General features: G+C 56.0%; 13 protein-coding genes. 11 read left to right on the top strand and 2 right to left on the bottom strand.

Translation table 11 applies throughout. The features are described from left to right. The first annotated feature begins 20 nt into the window (after positions 1 to 20). The 11 genes from PA598K_RS25825 (at position 21) to PA598K_RS25875 (ending at position 18,426) form a co-directional block, all read left to right on the top strand. Positions 21 to 1,052, top strand: coding sequence for an S-layer homology domain-containing protein (locus PA598K_RS25825; protein ID WP_260405617.1), 1,032 nt, complete (start codon positions 21 to 23; stop codon positions 1,050 to 1,052). 209 nt (positions 1,053 to 1,261) lie between these two features. Beyond that, positions 1,262 to 2,878, top strand: a complete 1,617-nt coding sequence (locus tag PA598K_RS25830) for a response regulator (protein ID WP_128659724.1) — start codon at positions 1,262 to 1,264, stop codon at positions 2,876 to 2,878. Beyond that, on the top strand, positions 2,875 to 4,695 hold the full coding sequence (locus PA598K_RS25835; RefSeq protein WP_260405618.1) for a sensor histidine kinase: 1,821 nt from the start codon (positions 2,875 to 2,877) through the stop codon (positions 4,693 to 4,695). The genes PA598K_RS25830 and PA598K_RS25835 overlap by 4 nt, the downstream gene beginning before the upstream one ends. Beyond that, positions 4,692 to 5,672 carry a substrate-binding domain-containing protein gene (locus PA598K_RS25840; RefSeq protein WP_128659725.1) on the top strand — a complete coding sequence of 327 codons (981 nt, stop codon included), beginning with the start codon at positions 4,692 to 4,694 and terminating at the stop codon, positions 5,670 to 5,672. The genes PA598K_RS25835 and PA598K_RS25840 overlap by 4 nt, the downstream gene beginning before the upstream one ends. Before the next feature lie 123 nt (positions 5,673 to 5,795). Further along, positions 5,796 to 7,301, top strand: coding sequence for a sugar ABC transporter ATP-binding protein (locus PA598K_RS25845; protein ID WP_128659726.1), 1,506 nt, complete (start codon positions 5,796 to 5,798; stop codon positions 7,299 to 7,301). A gap of 27 nt (positions 7,302 to 7,328) precedes the next feature. Then, the gene (locus tag PA598K_RS25850; protein WP_128659727.1) at positions 7,329 to 8,324 is read left to right on the top strand and encodes an ABC transporter permease; all 996 of its coding nucleotides are present in this window, start codon (positions 7,329 to 7,331) and stop codon (positions 8,322 to 8,324) included. Between the two features lie 52 nt (positions 8,325 to 8,376). After that, positions 8,377 to 9,399 (top strand): ABC transporter substrate-binding protein, encoded by a 1,023-nt coding sequence (locus PA598K_RS25855; RefSeq protein WP_128659728.1) that lies wholly within the window; start codon positions 8,377 to 8,379, stop codon positions 9,397 to 9,399. A 48-nt stretch (positions 9,400 to 9,447) separates the two neighbouring features. After that, positions 9,448 to 14,007, top strand: coding sequence for a glycosyl hydrolase family 95 catalytic domain-containing protein (locus PA598K_RS25860; RefSeq protein ID WP_185602234.1), 4,560 nt, complete (start codon positions 9,448 to 9,450; stop codon positions 14,005 to 14,007). 406 nt (positions 14,008 to 14,413) lie between these two features. Further along, positions 14,414 to 15,577 (top strand): DUF4317 domain-containing protein, encoded by a 1,164-nt coding sequence (locus PA598K_RS25865; RefSeq protein WP_128659730.1) that lies wholly within the window; start codon positions 14,414 to 14,416, stop codon positions 15,575 to 15,577. A gap of 52 nt (positions 15,578 to 15,629) precedes the next feature. Next, the gene (locus tag PA598K_RS25870) at positions 15,630 to 17,264 is read left to right on the top strand and encodes a helix-turn-helix domain-containing protein (RefSeq protein WP_128659731.1); all 1,635 of its coding nucleotides are present in this window, start codon (positions 15,630 to 15,632) and stop codon (positions 17,262 to 17,264) included. Between the two features lie 127 nt (positions 17,265 to 17,391). Further along, positions 17,392 to 18,426, top strand: a complete 1,035-nt coding sequence (locus PA598K_RS25875; RefSeq protein WP_128659732.1) for an ABC transporter substrate-binding protein — start codon at positions 17,392 to 17,394, stop codon at positions 18,424 to 18,426. A gap of 38 nt (positions 18,427 to 18,464) precedes the next feature. Here the strand turns inward: PA598K_RS25875 and PA598K_RS25880 are convergent, their stop codons facing one another. Together PA598K_RS25880 and PA598K_RS25885 are read right to left on the bottom strand one after the other, a co-directional pair. Further along, on the bottom strand, positions 18,465 to 19,571 hold the full coding sequence (locus PA598K_RS25880) for a response regulator (protein ID WP_128659733.1): 1,107 nt from the start codon (positions 19,569 to 19,571) through the stop codon (positions 18,465 to 18,467). A 72-nt stretch (positions 19,572 to 19,643) separates the two neighbouring features. Beyond that, positions 19,644 to 22,772, bottom strand: coding sequence for a hybrid sensor histidine kinase/response regulator (locus PA598K_RS25885; protein ID WP_128659734.1), 3,129 nt, complete (start codon positions 22,770 to 22,772; stop codon positions 19,644 to 19,646). Positions 22,773 to 22,805 lie beyond the last annotated feature (33 nt).

Consider the following 22,805-nt stretch of genomic DNA (forward strand, 5'->3'; position numbering starts at 1 on the left):
CAAAAAGGATGGTTCCGACAATGAGACGAAAAATCATGCACCTATGGTTAACGCTAATGCTGTCCTTCTCGCTCCTTCCTTCTCTAGCATATGCGGAGGAGGCTTCCTTTTCCCTGACTGTGGACAATGATAGCCCGGCCATCGGACAGACGTTCCAGGTTACTGTAACCGGAGACCGCTTGACCGATATGTATGGCTATGAGATAAACCTGACCTTCGATACAAGCCAGCTTCGTTATGTCAAAGCGGAAACCAAGGTGCCGGGCTTCTCCGTGCCGCTCGAGCCGAAGGGCGGCGACCTTGTATTTGCCCATACGAAGGTTGGCAAGGTGGCCGGCGAAAGCGGCAAAGTGATTTTGGCTACGATTACGTTTGAAGCTACAGGGACAAGCACAGAACCGGCCGCTGTCGCTCTTACCGAAGTAGAGCTGGTGAAAAGCGACTTGACGGCTACGAATCATGTAACGAATGCCAAGCTTAGCGTCACACCGGTTGCCAAGAAACCGGCGGTCGTCTTCACTGACCTTGACGGTCACTGGGCGAAGCAAGAGATCGAGCGGGCAGCCGGACTTGGCTTCGTGAACGGGTATCCCGACGGCACCTTCCGACCGCAAAACGCTGTCACCCGAGCGGAGTTTATCGCGATGATCGCCCGGGCGATGGAGCTGCCGCCTTCAGGCGTTGCAGCGACCGATTTCGCCGATCAGGAGGCAATCCCGGACTGGGCTAAGCCGTCGATCGCCGAAGCGCAGGCGGCGGGCGTTATTACCGGATACGAGGATGGCACCTTCCGTCCGCACAGCTTAATTAACCGCACCGAGATGGTCGCTATGGTCGTGCGGGCATTGGATCTGACGCTTGACGAAGGCGCGCAGCCAAGCTTCGCCGATACCGACAGCATTGGAGCGTGGGCGCAGCCATATGTGGCTGCGGCAGCCGAAGCTGGTCTGGTCAACGGTAGGGGCAACAACCAGTTTGTGCCCGCAGCGAACACGACTCGCGCCGAGGCGGTCGTCTTGATTTTGAGGATGCTGGCTCTGGCGTCTGACTAGCGTGTCTACCCACTTCAAAGTGAATAACCCAGTACCGCTCAGGTACTGGGTTTGATCTTTCTTCCTTCAGGAACACCAAGACAAGACAATATTCAATGAACTTTGGAGAATAGTCGCTATTCGCGACCGCAGCAGAGGCTTATACTTTTCTTGAATGAGGCGCGTTCATAATTGAAAGCGTTTTATATCGACGGCGAGGTGACGGGTGGATGCATAAGCTGCTAATTGTCGATGACGAGGCCTTGGTCTGCGAAGCGATCCGGGAACAGATGGACTGGGAGAAGATGGGGTTTGTGTGCATAGGCGCCTGCGAGGATGGCGTCGAGGCGCTTGCGTTTATCGAGCGCGAGCAGCCGGATGTCGTCCTGACCGATATCGGCATGCCTTTTATGGACGGCATCGAGCTGACGCATGAGCTTTCGATGCGTTACCCGGATGTCAAGGTCGTCATCCTGACCGGGTACGATGATTTTGAGTATGCCCGTCAAGCTGTTCAGATGAAGGTAACCGATTATATCCTGAAGCCGGTCACCGCTGCCGAGATGGAGACGATTATGCGTCGGCTTGGCGGGCAACTGGATCAGGAGCATACCCAAAAACGCGACTATGAGAGATTGAAGCGACGCTTGCACGAGAGCATGCCGCTGCTCAAGGAGCGTTATCTGGAACGTATGGTCGCCTCCTCTATGACGGCACAGCAGATGCGGGAAGGGTGTACGTATTATGGGCTGCGTTGGAGCGGCCCCTGGTTTATCGAATTGGCGATCGATGTGGACGAATGGGCCGTGCATGAGCCGTTATCCTCTTCGGATGATGCGTTGTTCCGATTTGCCATCTACAATATCACGCAGGAGGTATTGAAGCCCTATGCTGGCGTGGAAACGTATCGGGATCGCGAAAATCGCATCTTGGTCATTATGACCTCCCCCGAGCAGGAGGAACTGCGGGAGCGGGCGGGCCGGGCAGCCGAGGAGATCCATCGCGCGCTCGCCGATTACTTGCCCTTGAAGTGCTCCATCGGCATCGGGCATGTATACAGGGAAGAGGATAACCTCGGTCTCATCCACAGGACCGCCCTGTCGGCGCTGGATTACCGGTTTGCCGCAGGCAGCGGCAGTATCATACGCATTACGGATATGGAGCAAGACGCGCGGCCGCAGCTGCTGTCTGTCGTCAGGTGGGAGAATGAGCTGATCACTAGATTAAAGACCGGGGCGCCGCAGGAGATGGCGGAGTGGGTCGACCGATTGATTGCGGCCTTTCGAGAGCAGCGGTTCCCGATTGATGTATGCACCCTCTATTTGCAACGATTTACGCTCTCGCTGATGCACACGTTGTACGAGATGGGAAGCGACATCGATCGGACATTTGGCGATGCTGCGGCACCGCTAGAGGAGATCAAGCGGCTAGCTACACTGGCGGACATGGAGCGTTGGGTGAGGTCGTTGTGCGAGCAAGCAATGACGCTGATCCGCAATACACGGGAGGCTCATAGCATGCAGCAGGTTGCCAAGGCGATGGCTTATGTCCAGACGCATTATATGGACCCGGAGTTATCACTCAAGATCGTATGTCGGCATGTGGCGATCAGCACCAGCTATTTCAGCACGATGTTCAAGTCGGTCACCGGCAAAACGTTCGTCGAATATGTAATCGAGGAGCGCATGGAAAAGGCCAAGGAGCTGCTCAAGCTGACGCAGATGCGAAGCTATGAGATCGCTTATGCCGTCGGCTACAAGGACCCGCAGTACTTTAGCAGCGCCTTCAAAAAAGCCGTAGGCTGCACCCCCAAGGAATACCGGGGCAAGATGGCGGCGCGTCAATGATGAAGCCGCCGGCCTTCCTTCGCTTTCGCAGCATGCAGACGAACATGGCGCTTGCCTTCGTGCTGCTCATCCTGACGATGGTGCTGATCATGATCGGCGTCTCGTACATGCTGTCCCAGGATGCGGCGCAGGCCAATGCCAAGGCCTATACCACCGAGCTGGTGAAGCAGGTGAACACGAACATCAAAGCGTACGTCAATGGCATGAAGTACATCACCGACATGGTGGACGGCAATCCGTATGTGCAGCAATATCTTGCGCCGTCGGGATATCAGACCGAAGGCGAGGCATATCATGGCCGGATGGCTGTTGCGATGTTCCTGGAGTCGATGGCCGTATCACGAGAAGATATTTCGTCCGTCAGTGTGTTTGGCTACAACGGGCGCTTTGCCACGGGACACCCGTCTCTGGAGCTTAATCCCTATGTAGATTATAAACAGCTCAATTGGTACCGCAATGCCCAGGAAGAAGGCGGCGCCTACGTTATATCCTCTTCGCATGTCCAGCCGGTATTCAAGGATCGTTACCCGTGGGTCGTCTCCCTAAGCACGGAGCTCAGGAGCCGGAGCGACGGTACGAGGCTGGGCATTTTCCTCATCGATCTTAATTTCAGCGTCATGAACAATATGCTGCAGGATATCCGGCTAGGGCAGCAGGGGTATCTCTTCATCATTGATGCCGAGGGCAAGATTGTCTATCATCCGCAGCAGCAGCTGATCTACAGCAATCTGAAGACCGAGGAGATCACGAGGGTGCTCCAGGTGAACAACGGCTCCTTTACGAGTGGCGAGGGGGACAGATTAAAGATGTACACCGTACAGGATTCCGGCTTTGGCTGGAAAATTGTAGGGGTCGCTTACATGAACGAGCTGGTCGGCAATCTCGATGAGATGAGGTTGTCGTTTATCGTGCTGGGCCTCGTTTGCATTGTCCTTGCGGTTATTATTTCGTTTATTGTGTCCCGACGGATCGGGCAGCCGCTCAAGCAATTGCAGAGCTATATGAAGGAAGTGGAGAAGGGCAACTTCGACATCCAGGTGCCGGTGCCGACGACGATAGAAATCGGCCGTCTGGCCCGCGCCTTCAATATGATGGTCGGCAAAATCAAGGAGCTGATGGCCCAAGTCGTGCAGGATCAGGAGCTGAAGCGCACCACCGAGATCCGCGCGTTGCAGGCGCAGATCAATCCGCACTTCCTGTACAATACGTTGGACTCGATCATCTGGATGGCCGAAAGCAAGAAATCGGATGAGGTGGTCCTGATGACCTCTGCGCTGGCGAAGCTGTTCCGTGCGTCGATCAGCAATGGCGAGGAGCTGGTAACGATCCACATCGAGCTGGAGCACATCACCAACTATCTGAAAATCCAGAAGATGCGCTACAAAAACAAACTGGACTACGAAATCCAAATCAGCGAATCTGTCCGCAACTATATGACGATCAAGCTGATCCTGCAGCCGATCGTCGAGAATGCGATCTATCATGGCATCAAAATGAAACGCGGGCCCGGTCTGATCACGATCAAGTCCGAGGAAACGAAGACCGACGTCGTGATCATCGTCGCGGATAACGGCTGCGGCATGGAGCCGGCTCACGTGTCGACGCTGCTGGAGCGCTCCGGGAGAGCAACCAAGGATGGCCGGGGCGTAGGCGTCGGCAACGTCCACGGTCGGCTCAAGCTGTACTATGGCCCGCAATACGGTCTCCGATTCGAGAGTACGCCGGGCGAAGGCACAGCGGTATATATCCGCTTCCCGAAGCAGCTGACATCGCAGCCGCCAGAGCCTGTACCGCAAGCGGGGGGAGCTAACCGATGAGCTGGAAATATACACGAGCCCTTGCAGCGATAGCTCTGTTGCTTGTCGCTGTGGCGAGCTTGTCCTATTACGCAGCAGGGCTCTCGCAGCAGGAAGCGGTCCGAATCACTGTCATTATCAAGTCCGATGCGGCTTCGAGCGAATTTTGGCAAGTACTGATCGACGGCGTCTATGAGGCAGCCGAGGAGTTCGGCGTGCAGCTCCAGGTAACAGGCTCCCGGTCGGAGACCGATGTGGAGGCGCAAATCGCGCTGGTAGAGCAAGCGATCGAGGAGCAGCCAGATGCGATCGTATTGGCCGCCAACGACTTCGACAGGCTGGTGCCTGCGGCGGATCGAGCAAGGGCTAGCGGGATCAAGCTGATCATCGTCGATTCGGGCATTAACTCGGATGCGCCTCATAGCGTAGTTGCGACGGATAACGTCATTGCAGGCCGGAAGGCTGGCGAAGCGATGGAGCAGGAGCTGGCCAGGCCTGCCAGCATCGTCATATTAAGCTATGTGAAAAACGCCGCCTCCCATATTGATCGCGAAAAAGGGGTTCGCGCCGTGCTGGAGGAAATGCCGGAGAACAGGGTGGAAGCTTACTACGTCGAAGGGTCGGAGGAAAATGCGTATCTCAAGGCATTGGAGATTCTGAAGTCAGACCAGGCGGTCGTTGGTATTATCGGGTTAAACGAGCCGACAACGGTCGGAGCCGGACGGGCGATCCAGGAGCTTGGGCTAAAGGAGCGCGTGGTTTTGATCGGCTTTGACAGCTCGGTCAATGAGATCAAATTGCTGGACGAAGGGGCGATGAAGGCGACAGTCATCCAGCGCCCTTTTCAGATGGGATACTTGAGCGTCAAGACGGCATTGGAGGCTGTACAAGGAAAAAAGGTGCCCGATACGATCGATACCGGCTCCTTGCTGATCACTAAGCAAAATATGTACGAAGAAGAAAATCAAAAGCTGCTTTTTCCGTTTGTTAATGATTGAGCAGGTGCAAACTTCGAAATGTATTCCACTTTTATAGAATAAAATCACATGTTAGTAAAAAATATGATGATGTATAGTTGAATCACCACCGGAACAGTGGATTCATATAGGGGGTGATACAGTATGGAGCAATGGGTTGTCCGTATGGAAGGGATCGAGAAACGCTTCGCCGGCGTGCATGCCTTGAAACAGGGGCGCTTCGATCTCAAGTCGGGCGAGGTGCATGCGCTTGTCGGAGAGAACGGCGCCGGCAAATCCACACTGATGAAAATATTGACCGGTGTATACCGCATGGATGAAGGGAGGATCGTCTACAAAGGCCAGGAAGTCCGCATCGCGGATACGCGAATGGCTCAGAGGCTCGGCATCGCGATGATCCATCAGGAGCTGAATCTGGCCAAGGACTTAACGGTCGCCCAAAACATTTTTATCGGCAGGGAGCCGCGAAAAGCATTGCCCATGTTCGTAGACGACAAGGAGATGAACAACCGGACCAAAGCGTTGCTCCGGCAAATGCGCCTCGATATCGCTCCCGCTACCCCGATCGCACAATTGACGGTGGCGAAGCAGCAAATGGTCGAAATTATGAAAGCGATCTCGTATGAATCGCAGGTGCTCGTCATGGATGAGCCGACAGCCTCCCTCAGCGACTCCGAGATCGACGAGTTGTTCCGCATGATCGAGCAGTTGAAGAGCAAGGGCGTCGCAATCGTCTACATCTCCCATCGGATGGGGGAGCTGAAGCGCATCACCGACCGGATTACCGTCATGCGAGACGGCGCTTATATCGATACGGTGCCGACTGCGGAAGTCGACATGGATCAGATCATCGCTATGATGGTCGGCAGGGAGATCTACCAGCCGAGCCGGCCGGAGCGCAAGCAAGCGGAGCAGGCGGCGCCTGTGCTGCAGGTGAACGGCTTGACGCGCAAGGGCAAGCTGCACGATATCAGCTTCAGCCTGCGCAAAGGCGAGATCCTCGGGGTGGCCGGACTGGTAGGCGCAGGCCGCACGGAGCTGGCGCGGGCGATCTTCGGCGCCGATCGGATCGATGCAGGCGAGATCTTGGTGAATGGGCGCAAGCTGCAGACTACGAGCCCGCATCAGGCAGTCAAGGGCGGGATCGGCTATTTGTCGGAGGACCGCAAGCATTTTGGCTGTCTGCTGGAAATGGATGTCAAGACGAACCTGGCGCTTGCGAGCATGAGCAGCTTCGCCCGCGCCTTGTTTATGAATGACAAGCGGATCGCCGAAGCGGCTGAACAGAGGGTAGAAGAGTTGAAGGTCAAGACGCCAGGCATCGGACAGCAGGTGAAGTATCTGTCGGGAGGCAATCAGCAGAAGGTGATTATCGGCAAATGGCTGACCCGGGATTGCGAGATCCTGATCTTCGATGAGCCGACGCGCGGCATCGATGTCGGCGCCAAAAGCGAAATCTACCGGCTGCTCGAGCGTCTGGCTGCGGAGGGCAAATCGATCATTATGATCAGCTCGGAGCTGCCGGAGGTGTTGCGCCTCAGTCACCGAATTCTGGTCATGTGCGAGGGCCGAATTACAGGCGAGCTGATGAATGATGAGCATGCGTCTCAGGAAAGGATTATGAACTATGCTACAAAACGAATTGTATAAAGGCGGGCACAAGGAGGCAGGAGGCCTATGAGGGATACGGCGATTGCGCCCGCTAACTCAAAGTTTGTGTTCAAATCGGGCTTGCAGCAGCTTTTGGCTTTTGGCAGTTTGATTTTGTTGGTTGCCTTCTTCTCCATTGCCTCAAGCAATTTCTTTCATTTTTCGAACCTGGTGGGCATCTTGCTCTCCACGGCAGTCATTGGCGTGCTGGCGCTTGGCTCGACCTTTGTGATCGTCTCTGGCGGGATCGACCTGTCGGTCGGCACCGTCATGACGTTAAGCTCTGTGATGACGGGCGTATTCATCACGATGTGGGGATTGCCGATTGGGGTCGGAATTGTCGGCGGTTTGCTGACTGGATGTGTATGCGGTTTCATCTCTGGAATGGCGATCGCTCGGCTGGGCGTCCCTCCCTTCATCGCGACCTTGGCGATGATGATGATCGCCAAAGGGCTGGCGCTCGTCATCTCGGGCACGAGGCCGATTTATTTTACGAACACGCCCGATTTTATGAGGATCTCCCAAGGCTCGCTGCTCGGCACGCTCATTCCCGGCTTTAACATTCCTAATGCGGTGCTGATCTTCTTCCTGGCTGCAATCGTCGGCAGTATCATCCTGTCTCGCACGATTATCGGCCGTTACAACTTTGCGATCGGCAGCAATGAGGAAGCGACGCGCCTGTCGGGAGTAAATGTGAAGAACTGGAAGGTGGCTATCTATACCATGACCGGTTTATTCACAGGCATTGCCGGCATATTGATGGCCTCCCGATTGAATTCGGCGCAGCCGTCGCTTGGTATGGGTTATGAGCTGGAAGCGATCGCGGCAGTCGTCATCGGCGGCACTTCGCTGAGCGGTGGCAAAGGGACGATCGTCGGCACCGTCATCGGGGCTCTGATCATGAGCGTGCTGACCAATGGACTGCGCATCTTGTCGGTGCCTCAGGAATGGCAGACGGTAGTCGTCGGCCTGGTCATCTTGCTTGCTGTATACGGGGATATTTTGCGTCGGCGGAAGGCTTGACCTTCATCCTTGACCTTATGTAGTGATCATCCATAGAAGAGGGGAACCCACCATGAACAAAAGAATGCTCTTGACGATCCTTGCGCTCGTCATGGTGCTCGCGGCCTGCAGCACAAACAGCGGCGGCAGCAATAACGGCAATAAGCCAGCAACAACGCCTCCGGCGACATCGTCAGGCGATAGCGGTACGGCTAAGCCGACCGAAAAAATCTATGTGCCGCTCATCTCCAAAGGGTTCCAGCATCAGTTCTGGCAAGCGGTCAAGATGGGAGCGGAGCGGGCGGCAACAGAATATGGCGTCGAGATCACGTTCGAGGGTCCAGAGACGGAGTCGCAGGTCGACAAGCAGCTGGAGATGCTGCAGGTGGCCCTCGACAAAAAGCCTAGCGCGATCGGACTCGCTGCGCTGGACAGTCAGGCGTCGATCCCGCTGCTGCAGCGGGCGCAGGATGCGGGCATCCCGATCATCGCCTTCGACTCTGGCGTCGACAGCGACATCCCGATCAGCCTCGTGACGACAGACAATGTCGCGGCTGCGGGCAGCGCAGCCGACAAGATGGCCGAGTTGATCGGCGGCGAAGGCGAAGTGGCGATCATCGTCCATGATCAGACCAGCCGCACCGGGATCGACCGGCGCGACGGATTCGTCCAACGGATCGAGGAGGCTCACCCGAATATCAAGATCGTCGATATCCAGTATGGCGGCGGCGACCACTTGAAGTCTACCGACCTGGCCAAGGCGATCATCCAGGCTTACCCGAATCTGAAGGGCTTCTTCGGCGCCAACGAAGGCTCGGCCATCGGCATCCTGAATGCGGTGACCGAACTCAAAGCCGAGGGCGACATTACGATCATCGGCTATGACTCCGGGCAAGCGCAGCTCGATGCGATCCGCAGCGGACTGATGGCAGGAGCGATCTCGCAAAATCCGGTCGGCATCGGCTACGAGACCGTCAAGGCAGCCGTAGCGGCAGCCAGAGGCGAAAGCGTGCCGGAGCATATCGACAGCGGTTACGTCTGGTACGACCAGTCCAATATGGACGAAGAAGATATCAAAGCTGTCCTGTACGAGTAAAGAAGCCCAAATTATGCTGCCAGCGTCCGCAGCGGAATGGAGATCGGCATGAGGAGAAAAGTATTATCGATCCTGACGAGCTGTGCAATCGTAGCGACGGCGTTCCCGGCAATGCCTGGCCCTGTGGCGGTGCAGACCGCCGAGGCCGCAATCAACGAGGAGTCTGGAGGCTCGTCAAGCTGGAAATACGGCCTTGGCGACGCCCTAGGCTTCAACGAAAACACCTATAAGTCGATTAGCCGAAGCGCGCCTAACAACAATTGGCGAGACGGCTCAGTCACGGCCAACGGCGAGATCGGCTTCATCGAGAGCGCCGACCCGGATGAGGATGTCTTCATCTTCAACAACACCAAAATCGTCACCGATAACGGCAACTTCTATGAAACGCCCAAACTATACCCGATCCTGGACGCGCAGCGGAAAGGCGCGGTGCTCAGAAGCGGCAATAACGACTTTCCGTGGACGTCCTATGTCAATGAATATTCCCAAGCGGAATATGGAGCCAACTGGGGCACGACCTGGCCTCGCGACTATCAGCCGGCCTCCCAGTTCCGGATCAAAAACAACAGCTTTACGGAAGCGAACAAAACCAGCTACAACCGCTATACGAATTACGAGACCGGGGAAGTTGGCGTCCAGTGGAAGGATGCGCAAGGCAATGAGTGGAACCGGCTTTCCTTTGCTTCCCGCAGCGACGAGGTGATCGTCACGTACATCGAGGCTCCGCAAGGGATGGAGCTAGACTTGACGATGACCATCGACCACATCTTCCAGATGCAAAACGGGGGCGAGACGGAGTATCACGATACCGATTACGTCGTGACGCAGGATCAAGGGAAGATCATTGCGATGGGGATGGTCGGCAAATCCCCGAACCTCAATCGCAAAGGCACCAAAAATGTGGAGAAACGACTGTTTGCCGAGGGCGGCTGGGGTACCGCTACCCGCATCCTGACCGATGGCAACATCGACTATGAGGATAAAAAACGCACCTTCACCCCGGGATCGAATGGAAGGGTCAATAACTTTGTGACCGGTAGCGCTCCCGTGGTGGCGAACGACCCGACGGTGACCGTCACCGGCACGAACACCCTCATGCTGGTCACCAAGGTAGATCGGATCGATACGGGGACGCAAAACGTAAAGGATGTAAAGGAAAAGCTGTACGACAAGCTGCTGACCGACATCGAGCGCGTCCTGGACAAATACAGCATCGACCGCAAAGCAGCTAAAATAACCGAGTATGAGGAGCTGTTGAAGCCGCATGTGGCGATCCACGGCGGAATGTTCAACAATGTGCGAATCGAGTTGGCCGAGACGGAGGAGGAGAAGGCCGACCGCAAGCTTACGAATACGGAGTTGATCGCCAAGCAGAACAGCAATAAAGCGATCATTAACAAGGCCTTCCTGGAGCGCGTGTACAATAACGCTCGCTTCGGCTTGATCGCAGCCAGCGGCTATCATTCGTCGCGCTTGGGCGCGATCTGGACTGGCACCTGGAAGCCGCAATGGTCAGGCGACTTTACGTTGAATGCGAACAACAACCTGCAGGTGTCCGGCATGAACGTCGGCAATATGGAGGGCGCGAGCCATGGATACATCAACTTCATCGTACGGATGGTGGCCGACTGGGAGGACGACGCCCACAATCTGTACGGCATGGTCGATGCGATCAAGGCGCCGCCGCGTGTGGACGGCACCGGGGAGTCGGGCAGCTATCACTTCCTGAACGGCTATCCGCACACGTATGTCAACGGCATCACCGACTGGCTCATCCTGCCGATCTTCGAGTTCTGGCAGAGCTATGGCAATCGCCAAATTCCTGTCGGCAAGGACATCGACTTCAAGAAGGCGAGTCGCTCCACCGGCAAGACGATCGCTCATGTGCTGGACCTGAGCGCAGCCGATGTGGCGCGAATCGAAGAGTCTGGCTTTATGGACCTCGAAAACGACATTCTTTACCCGCTTGTCAAAAAAACGATGAACTTCTGGCTGCAATTTGTAGATGAGCGTTTTTACACCGACGGCAACGGCAATCATCACCTCGATGACGGTACGACACTATCCGAGGCGGTGGCCAAAGGCGACACGGGCGCGCAATATTTGTACACCCCGACGTATTCGCCGGAGAACACGCCTGCCGGACAAAGCGGCAATTCCATCTACGCCCTGGCCTATAACTCGACGATGGATATCTCAGCGACGCGGAATACACTGTCGATGGGCAGAACGTTGCTGGAGCGCATGAACATCCCCAACAAAGAGGAGGTTCTGGCGGAATGGGCCGCGTTCGAGAAATATATCCCGGCCTACGTGTATCAAGAGGGAACGGGCGAACTGAAGGAATGGGCCGACAAGCGGCTGCGCGAGCAACATGCGCACCGGCATGAAAGCCACGCCTATGCGGCTTGGCCCGGTCAAGAATCGCGCAACAATCCGGCGCTGGCCGAAGGCATCGCGCTGGCTATGGACTACAGATCGGCGGCGTACAACGGCTCGGAGGCTGCGGAGTCGCACGGCGCGATGCACAAAGCCTTGGTGGAGGCGAGGCTGAAGCGGCCGGCGGGCTTTGAGCATGCGGTGAAATATTTGATGACCTCAAGATATCATTACTCCTCGCTGATGACGTCACATAACAGCAATCTGACCTCCAGCTATGTGACGGATATGGCGTTTGGGATGATGGGCGCGGTCAACGAGTCGTTGCTCTACTCGAACTTCGGTGAGATCGAGATCGTGCCGACGCTGCTGCCGGGCTTCAACGAGGGAAGTGTTAGCGGTCTGCGGGCAAAAAACAACACGCTAGTCGACACGATCGAGTGGAATCTGCACGGCAGAACCGCAAGCGTGACGATGACGACGGATGAGGAAACGAATGTCATCCGGCTGATGAACGGGCTGGCCTGGAAGCGAGCAACGATCAACGGCGTCGAGCAGAAGGTCGAGACCGATGAGATGGGTCGCAAATACATTGAGGTGACGCTCGTCAAAGGCGTGCCTGTAACGGTCGTGTTCGAGCTGCAGGAGGTGGACATCGAGATCTCGACGGAAGCTGAGCTTCACAAAGGCTTGATGGCGGGGACTTCGATCGCCTTTAACGCGACTGTCGATCCTCAGGCTGCCATCCAATGGTATGCGGAGGATGCGACTACCGGCCAACCAATCGAAGGCGTGACGATCTCGGCCTCTGGCGAGCTGACCGCAGCCAAACGAGGCGCGGACGCCATCGTGGGCAAGACGGTGAAGGTGTACGCGATGACGACGGACGGTCTCTACAAGTCTAATGAACTGACGGTTAAAATTATTGCCAATCCTGCCCGCGAGCTCGTCATCGACATGCTGGAGCTGGATTACGGCTTTGGCAACTATGTCCTGAGCGCTGACAAGTTGAATTATGTCGGCAACGGCGTCGGGCAACGCGCCGCCTGGAAGTATGGCAAGATTGACTTCAAGGGTATGGAATCGATCAGCTTCACGCGGGTATTCCCAGGCGAGGCCAAAATCAGTCTCTATGCCGATCTGCAAGAGGCGGATGACAAAGCCTACTATAACAACTACCAGACAGGCCAGGGCAATGGTCAGGCCAACAAACGCTACCAGCTCTCCGGTCTGACGATCGACGAGGATAAGCTGATCGCCAGCGGTCTGGTCGATACGAATGTAATGGAGTATACCCTGCCGCTGAACAAGTCGCTGAAGGGCGTGCATGACCTGTATGTAGTCGTGGAGGTGGCGAGCGGAACGTGGGGCGGCGACTACCGTTACATGATGCTCAATTACGCGCCGGAGCTGGCAGCGACCCTGAGCGGCCCGGATCATGTCTTCACCGGCGAGCTGTTCACGACGACGTACGCCTTGAACCATGGCAAGGATGACGTGTACGCGCAAGATATGACGATCGCCTACGATCCAGAGGTAGTCGAGTTCGTCCGGGCGGACTCGGCGCGCGCAGGCTTCGATATCGTAGGGGAGCAGACGGGCGACGGGAACGTCAGGCTGCTCGTCGCCCAACTGGGGCAGGCTGGCGATTCATACGGCGAGCTGTTGACGCTGCATTGGCGCATCAGGCCTGGCAAGGCTTCAGCGACCATGTTGACCCTCGCCAATGTCGTGATTGCCAATCAGCGGGGCGAGGAGACTGTCGTGCCGGGAGGCTCGACGAGCATCGCCATTACAACCGTTGACAAAGCAGACCTGCAATCGCTCATCGAGACGGCGCAGGCCAAGCACGATGCAGCTATCGAGGGCACACAGCCAGGCCAATACCCTGTCGGCGCCAAAGCGACGCTGCAGGCGGCGATTAACCAGGCAGCAGCGATTGCAGCCGATCCGAGAGCTTCTGAGGTCCAGGTCGAGCAGGCCGTAGCCGCGCTCAGCTCTGCACTGAGCAGCTTTGAGGCTTCGGTCATCACCTACAGACCTGGAGATCTCAATACAGACGGCAAGTTCACGGTAGGCGACCTCGCTCTGGCAGCCAAGCATTACGGCAAAACCTATGCCGATCCGGATTGGGATGCCATCAAAGCGGCCGATGTCGTCAAAAACGGCAAAATCGATATCGAGGATCTGGTGTTTATTGCAAGACTGTTATTGCAAACGGACTTATAATCGATCGCACCCCTAATCGACACAATGGGAGGCACAGTCCTGCGGAAGCGGGACTCTGCCTCCTTATGGTTCTGTCTGGCTTGCGCGAAGGTAAGTACCAGACGATCATGTCATTATGCATGTTCGCTCACCAGTCTTAGTTGTTGTTATTGTTGTTGTTGTTGTTGTTCATCGTTGCCCACCTCCTTTCAATCTATAAATTAACATAAAAGTAAATATATAAAAACCTGCTGAATTATAGGTTCGCCTTGTTCCGGCCGTCGCGATATGCGGACGATTCATAGAGTAGATGCGCTTTAGTCTTTGCGCTTTCTTTTTTGGTGCAGCGAAGGTACAATCTATTAGAACGCGTATTCGCATAGTGGAACAAGACATAGTAGTCAAGTTAGGAGATGTCTATACAACGATGATCAAAAAAGAAGTCGCCCATATTCGCAAGCAGTTCAAGCTGGACCACGAAATGCTCACCATTCACGACATTCTAAACGTCTATATTATGAAGGAAAGCGATGAAATCTACCATTACGAGTGCCAGCCGTTCGCGCTGGTAGATCGGGAGAAGCAGGAGCTGTACATGCTCAACTTCAAGAAGCTGCTGACCGGCGAGCTCGATCAAAAGCTGTTCGAGTTGAAATTCCAGGAGGAGGCGGAGGACCCGACCCGCGTGCTGTTGCATCAGGGGATGGTGACCGGCGACACCGAGGAGTGGATGAATCTGATGCTGCATCTCGTCGAGAAGATGCTGACCGACAACACGTATGAGCGCGATACGGTGGTCACGTTCGTCCGCGGCCATTATTACCGTCCGACCAAGAGCCGCAACGACGAAGCCGAGGTGAGCGAGAAGGACGAGATGTTCTCCCATCCGTTCATCCTGTGCAGCGTCAATTCGACCGAGCAGCAGCGCAAGTCGCTCCTGTTCGACTATGTCGAGCGGGAGTTCAAGTACAACGTCAACGTCGATCCGATCATCAAGCTCAGCACGCCGGAGCAAGGCTTCCTCTATCCGAGCGTCACCGACAATGTATCGGATGTGAACCGCGTGCTGTATTGCGTCGGCAAGATCAATGAGCCGAATACCCAGTTCATCACACAGGTGCTCAATGCCGAACGGACGGTGACGGCGCTGGAGGAACGAACGATCTTCGAAGAGATCGTAAAAGAGGTGGCTGGCGATGAGCTGGATGCAGCCACCATTGCCCAGGTCTACGAGGAGATCCATCGGGTCATCGAGGACCATGAGGAGGAGGAGCCGCCGAAGCTGGATTATCGCGATGTGGAGCAGCTGCTTACGGTCAGCGGGGTGGAGAATGTGACGACGGAGCGGGTGGAGGAAGCGTTCCGCACCGTCGCCGACGACCGCAACTATGAGCTGAAGGCGAGCAGCGTCATCCCCAAGTTCAACTCCAAGTCGATCAAGATCCAGACCAAGGTTGCCTCGATTGCCGTCAGCCCGGAGGATCTGAGGTACGTCAAGCAAGTTAACTATCGGGGCAAACGATGTATCCTCATCGAGGTGGATGAGGAGGTTGTCATCGAAGGCTTCACGTTAACGACCGAGAACCTATAAAATTTCTATTGAGCAGAAACAGCAGTATCCCAAAGAGGTGGACTGATGCGTTGTGAACAAGTTTCAGGCTTTGCGTGTGTGGCGATGGGAGCAGGATGCGACTCCCGTCACCTTCGCCACGGACTGTGCGTTGTTGCTTTACACTGAAGGCAGGGGAGTTGTCTGCTTTAATGGCAAGCGGCACACCTTGACTCACAAGCATATCCTTTATGTCCAGCCCGAGACCCAACTCCGGCTGGAACCGGCTGAATGTGATAGTCATCCGATAATCGGGCTGTTTTTCCAAAGCTATGTCTTACAGGAGACCACAGTCGATTCCCTCGTCTATCGCCTCGATTATTCCAAGTTGCCTTACAATGGCTATGTCATTCGACCGCTCGCTGCTCGAATCTCGGCGCTTGTGCTTCGGTTGGCGAGGCTCCAACAACCGGAATCTGCGAGCGATTATCACTTCGATCACGGAATCGACGAATTAGTCGGGCTCATTCTGTCACAGATGGACAAGCAGTTGGCTAATCGTTCTTCGTCCGAGCAAGCGGTGGTCTCCATTATGCAAGGCATCTTGGAGCATTGCGAACAAGACTGGAATCGCGACCAGGCGGCGCGGGAAGCACGCTTTAATACCAGTCACTTCTCCAGGGCATTCAAGCAGTATAGCGGTTACAGCTTCTCCGGCTTTCTGAGCAAGGTGAGACTGAATCATGCGCGTATTCTGTTGCTCACTACCGATCTGACGCTCGATATGATTGCCAGCAGGACCGGTTTTCAGAACGGACTGTATTTTAGTCGCAGGTTCAAGCGGGATAGTGGCGTACCGCCTTCGACTTATCGCTCGCTGTTGCAAGGCACTCAGACAAGGATTGCCACAATGCATCATGCCGGGGATCTGCTAGCGCTCGGTGTTCAACCGGTGGCGGCTTCCCTGGCACCCTGGCATACGTCTCCGCTGCTGCATGACAGGCTGATCCAAGGCGGGACGGTTGTCAGCAACGGGCTGGAGGATGTGGCGCTTTTAACATCCGTTCAGCCGGATCTTATTCTTATTCCGGATTACTTGCTGTTGCAGAATGCTAATCGACTGCAGCAATTTGAACGAATTGCTCCCGTGCTGTGCCTCCCTTCCTATCGATACCCGCCGCTTGAGCGCTTGCGTCTTGTGGCGGACATTCTCGGTCGCAGGCAGGAGGCCGAGCAGTGGATTATTCGCTATCAGCGGAAGGCCGACATCTGGAGAGACAGGCTGACAGACTATATTCAGCCCGGCGAGACCGTTGCCCTCTACGAGCTGCGAGGCAACGATACAGTCATCCTCTGGTCGCTTCAGCTTCGCGGGGCCTCCAATCTTTTTGAAGCGATGCGATTCCAGCCGCCTGCGGCAGTAGCGCAGGAGGTGTTGGCGGCGGGGCAATCGCTCACGATCCCGATAGCGCGGCTGGGGGAGTATGCCGCAGATCATATGTTTGTTATTGTGGGGGAGTCGGCAGACGGACCAGTACAGTTCCTTGCGCGAATTGGCAGTGATCCGGTCTGGTCTTCGTTGGAGGCCTTTCGACAATCCCGAATCTATTACTTGGCTCTGACGGATTTTTGGTCGGACGACGGGATGGCTCTAGCGGAACAACTTCCGCTGCTTTTCCAGGCTGTGGAGAAGGCTCACGGGATGGCCAGTCCTGGCCCGGCTACGTAACGATGCAACCAAAGTCCATAGAAATATCGCGATAGGATGAAATATCGATGGCGTCCGCAACTCGATATAATAGGCTGGTGCTAGTTAATAACGAGAATCAGTCTCAATTAAAAGGAGCGGACAAAACATGTTTCATACCTTGCAATCATTTTACAGACGAGCCTTCCTCGTCGGCATAATCGCGATCGTCCTCACAGTTATCGCTGCCTGCGGCAACGGCAATGCAGATCAAAAAGAAGTGAACGAAGCGTCGAATGCGACGGGCTCCCAGCACTCAGCCCCGACAAATGACACATCCGGCGAAACTGAACCATCGTCGGAGGACGAGGCCCAGTCCTCTACCCGAACCTTCCACACCATTAAGGGTGACATCGTCATCCCTGCCGCTCCGCAGCGCGTCGTTACACAGGGCTTCTTGCCTTACTTCCTGCTGTTTGATATCAAGCCGATCGGCGCCCCCTACTGGGAGATTGAGTATCCTCATCTGGCTGGATTAACGGACGGCATTGAAGATATCGGACAAATCGATGGCGGTTCGGTCGAAAAGATCCTGTCGCTGCAGCCTGATCTGATCGTAACTGTCGCTCAGGATATGTACGAGCAATACAGTAAGATCGCACCGACCGTGGTCATCCCGTATGAGAGCATCGGGGATGCGCATAAAGATCTGCGACTGTTCGGGGAACTGCTAGGCAAGGAGGCCGAGGCGGAGGCATGGCTCGAAGACTTTGACCAGAAGGTGGAGAGTAGCAAGCAAGAGCTCCAGACCTTGAATATGGAGAATGAAACGTTTTCCTTGATTGGGGCGTTTGACAAAACCTATTTCATCTATGGAGATGGCATCTACCGAGGGGGGCAGGCCATGTACAAATACCTCGGCTTAAAGCCGCCAGCGATCATCCAGGAGCAAGTAATGGACGCTGGCAAAGAAACGCTGGAAATCTCGATGGAAGTGATTCCGGATTACGCAGGCGATCATATTTTCCTCGATGTCTCCAACGGTGCGGTATTTGACGAGAAAAGCGCGCTCTGGAATTCCATACCTGCCGTCAAAAATAACCGCGTATACCGGTTGAATACGGACATCTTTTGGCCGTACGATCCCCTGGCCGTAGAGATGCAGCTTGATGAAGTGCTGAAGCTGCTGAAGGGCTCGCAATAGAGGCTTTGATATCCAGTCTATAACAGATAGCGCTTGTCTTACTGAATATAAGCCGCGACCCGCTCTCTCATCTCGCGAGAGGGCGGTACGCCCAGCTCGCGGAGACACGCGGCCTCGAAGGCTGCGAAGTGACGTCCTATCCGCCCTGGCGTGCCGCGCTGCGCGTACAGCTCGATCAGTCCCAGGTTCATCTCCTCGCTCAGAGGGTAGATGGACAGGCATGTATCGAGACGATGCTCTGCGCGGTCCCATGCCTGTGCGAGCCTGTCGCGTCGCGTCAGCTCGCGCACCAGCGCCGTATATTGTTTCTCATAAGCGATCTCCAGTCCGGACTTCCACAGATACGGCTTGCCCTCGAGCAACGGCCCCTTATACAGCGAGCATAGATACTCCGCCTGCCTCGTATCCCATCCTTCTTCCCGCGCGGCAAAGTCAAACCGATGATACGCTATCAGATCGCATACCTGATCGCCCATCTCCAGCCGATAGCCCTCGCTCGTTTTGCGAATATCGACCCCAAGCTCCAGCGCCTTCAAGCCCTTCTTTAAGGAATAGATCGAGGTGTGCAGACTGGGTAGCGCCCGTTCCTCCGGGGTGTCTGGCCAGAGCAACTCGACGAGATGCCATTTGTCGAACTCTTTGCTTGCGTGACAGAGGAAATAGGCGAACAGCTCTTCGGTCTTGCGCGTCCGCAGGCGGAGCCTGCTGTTGTCCGGCTGGATCATCTCGAAGCCGCCGAAGCATCGGATGCGGAATTCCTGCGGCATCCATGACGTCGATGAACGATGCTGCTTGAGCAGGCGCGAAGCAACGCGCTCGATAGCGAGCGGCGTGACCGGCTTTAGGATATAGTCGATCGCCTCGACCTGGAACGCCTCGAGGGCGTAATGCTTGTAAGCGGTAGTAAACACGACGATGGTCCGATCCGAGATCCGGCTGATCTGCTCAGCCAGCTCCAATCCGCTCATCTTCGGCATCTCGACGTCGAGGAACACAACATCCGGCTGTAGCTCCGGGATGTGGCGGAGCGCCTCGAGCGGACTCGTATAGGCGCCGACGATCGTATAGTGGGGATTGCGGCCGACGACAACTTTCATCAGCTCGAGTATCGGCTTTTCGTCTTCGACGATAACTGTACGAAACAAAGGTGATCCTCCCCGAAGAGTGATGGTGAGTGCTGGGTGAGCCAGAGTGAGTCATGTTGAAAAATTAGTGAGTTATGACGAGTCATGGGACAAGTCGAGCCCTCTGTCGACGACTGATACCGCAGGCAGCAGGACGGTCACGGTCGTGCCGCGTCCCGGCTCGGATACGAGCTGCAGTGAAGCGCCGGGCAGGCTGCCCAGCCGCTTGCGGATGTTGGCCAGTCCGATTCCTCGATTCTCCTGGCGATCCTTCTCCAGTTCCTCCTCCAGCAGCCGCCGCTGTCGTTCTGGCCACATGCCGACGCCATCGTCTTGTACAGTTATCTCGATGCCGACGGCTGTCTTGCCGACTCGCAGGGAGACAGTGCCGGGACCGTCCTTTTCGAATAATCCGTGACGGATCGCATTCTCCACGAGCGGCTGGATACAGAGAGCGGGGATCTCCAGATGGTGCAGCTGCGGGTCCACCTCGCATACGAATTCGAAGCGATCCTCGAAGCGCGCTTTTTCGATCTCGATATACGCCGCGATCAGCTCCAGCTCCCGGCTCAGGCTGAAATACAGGTGGGAGCGGTCCAGATCGAGGATATGGCGCAGGAACTGGCTGAGAACGGATAACAGATGCGCCGCCTTCTCACCATCCGTGTAACAAAACGAGATCACGCTGCTCAGCGCGTTGTACAAAAAATGCGGCTTGATCTGCGCCTGGTAAAACGCATATTCATTATGTAACGCTTCGCGAATCGACGTCTTCATGGCGATCAGCGTCTGGACGCGGGCAATTAGCGTCTCGCCCTCGAACGGCTTGGTCACATAATCGTTGGCTCCCGCCTGGAAGCCAAGGGCGATGTCCTGCGGCGTGTCCTTGACCGTCGCGAACAGGATAGGCAGATCGAGGATCGAATGGTGGCTGCGCAACGTCCGGCATAGCTCGATCCCGGACATCCCCGGCATCATGACGTCGAGGATGATCAGGTCGACAGATGGATGCAAGCTGAGCTTGTCCATCGCTTCTCTGGCCGAGAAGGCGGTCAGCACATTGTAGCGGTGCTGCCGGAGCAGGCCCAGCAGCGTATGGATATTGGATGCTTCGTCGTCGACGATCAGCACGGTATGCTCATGCTCGCCGGTAATATCCAGAGACTCATCGGGATAAGCGATCCGCTGCATCCTCTCGGACGCGGCTGCCATCTCTTGCCTGCTCGCTGAGGCCTCGGCAAGGGGCAGCGTAAAGGTCATCCGCGTCCCTCGTCCGAGCTCGGACCACGCCACGCCGATCGCCCCTCCCATCTGCTCGACCAGCTTGCGGCTAATATATAGCCCAATCCCCATCCCGGTATAGCCGTCCTCTGGCATCGGCCGCGCCGACTGCTCCCAATAGGTGAATATCGCCTCTCGCCGTTCCTTGGCGATCCCTGTCCCGGTATCCTCGACCGAGATTGCCACCGTCTGCCCCGAGACGGACGAGAAGATGCGAATCGAACCGTGTTCCGTATGTCGGATCGCATTATAGACAAGATTGTAGAGCACCTGGCGCAGCCGATTCTCATCCGCTAGCACGAGCACGCCTTCCGTGACCTGATTGTCGAACCGTACACTCTTGCCCGTCAGCTCGAACTGCATCATCTCGCACACCATCTGCACGGTAACCCTCACATCGACCGCAGTCAGCCGCAGTCGCAGCTGTCCATGCTTTAGCCGTGTCACGTCGATCAGATCATGGATCAACATCGACAACCGCATCGACGTATCCTTGACCAGCCACAGCTGCTGCTTCTGCCGATCGGACAGTTGACCTTCCTCGTCTTGCAGCACATGGGAGATCATATTCATGGCGCCGTGCAGCGGCGTCTTGATCTCATGCGACGTATTGAGCAGGAATTCATCCTTGAGCTGGTTCAGCTCGATCAGTTGAAGAGACAGGCGCTCGGATTGCTCGAAGGCATGGGTATACCGGATCGCCAGCAGGATGTTCATGAAGATGACGAAGCCGATAACGCCGCACTTGGCTGCCAAAGCCGATGAGAGTACGCTCTCGGCGTATAGCCCTTCATTGATCAGGTAGACGATCAGCGACAGACTGCCGCCGATCAGCCAGACGAGCTCTTTGCGCACCGTCTCCTCGTGACGAGCCTGGATCGCCAGCGCCATCATCCTGATCGTCAGACAGATGACCACGATGCTCACATAGGGCACCACTACGTACTTGTATTCGATATGGATCCGGTAGGGCAGCGCGACGACGGCCGCCATATAGAGGAGGACCGGGGCCAACAGCAGCCTGCGTGTTCTCGGCGACAGCAAGCGAGGCTCCACCGCGCAAAAAAACAGCACAATCGCAATCATTCCGGCAAACCCGGTCAGATCGAACAGCTTGTACGCCAGTTCAAACGGTAGACCGGGCAGCATGCGCTGCAGCAGCTTCTCCCCATAGAGCAGATGCCACAGCATAAGGGAGAGCAGATAGAGCCCGCTGTACACATAAGCCCGCTCTCGCTGTCCCAGGATGTAGAGGCTCAGATGATAGGCGCCGAATAGGGCGAGGATGAGGATAATCCCGATATTAATGCCGATCTGGATACTGTCCAGTCTGGCGATGTCGCTCGCTGATCCGAACGATATCGCATTGACGATGCCGCCATTGACAAAGTCTCGATTGGCCACTTGCAGCACCAGCTCAAGCTCGCGTGTGTCGGAGCTGAAAAAAACGGTATACGGCGTATTGCCTGGCTTGTTCATCGCCGGATCGATGTCGGGATGACCGCTGGCCCCTCGTTCCTCGCCATTGACGAACAAGCGGTGCGACATGCGGATGCTGCTGATCTTCAGTCCGGATACGTCACCAGTGTCAGGCAGCAGCACCTTGAGACGATACGTGCCTATCCCTTTCTTGCTCATGCCCACGTCCGACTCGCCCTTCCATGTGCCGGGCACCTCGATGAGCGAGCGCCTTGATGCAGCGCCGTCTTCTTGCAGCTCGACAGGAGAGAGCAGCGTGTGCGGATAGAACTCCCACTCGCCGTTCAGGGGCACGATTCCCTGCGTGCGGATATCCCAGCTCGACAGGTCGAGCACGCCACCTTCGGCCGTCGGAGCGTCAGGTTGGGGCTGTATGCGGGTGCCCAGTCCGATGATTAGCGCGATGGAGAGCAGGAAGAGCAGTCCGACCCCGAGCAGTCGATATGGGCGTAACGCTTGCATGGTGGAGTCTCCTCGTCGCAGAAGTTTTAGCTT

The organism is Paenibacillus sp. 598K, from assembly GCF_003851045.1.
Classification (GTDB): domain Bacteria; phylum Bacillota; class Bacilli; order Paenibacillales; family Paenibacillaceae; genus Paenibacillus_D.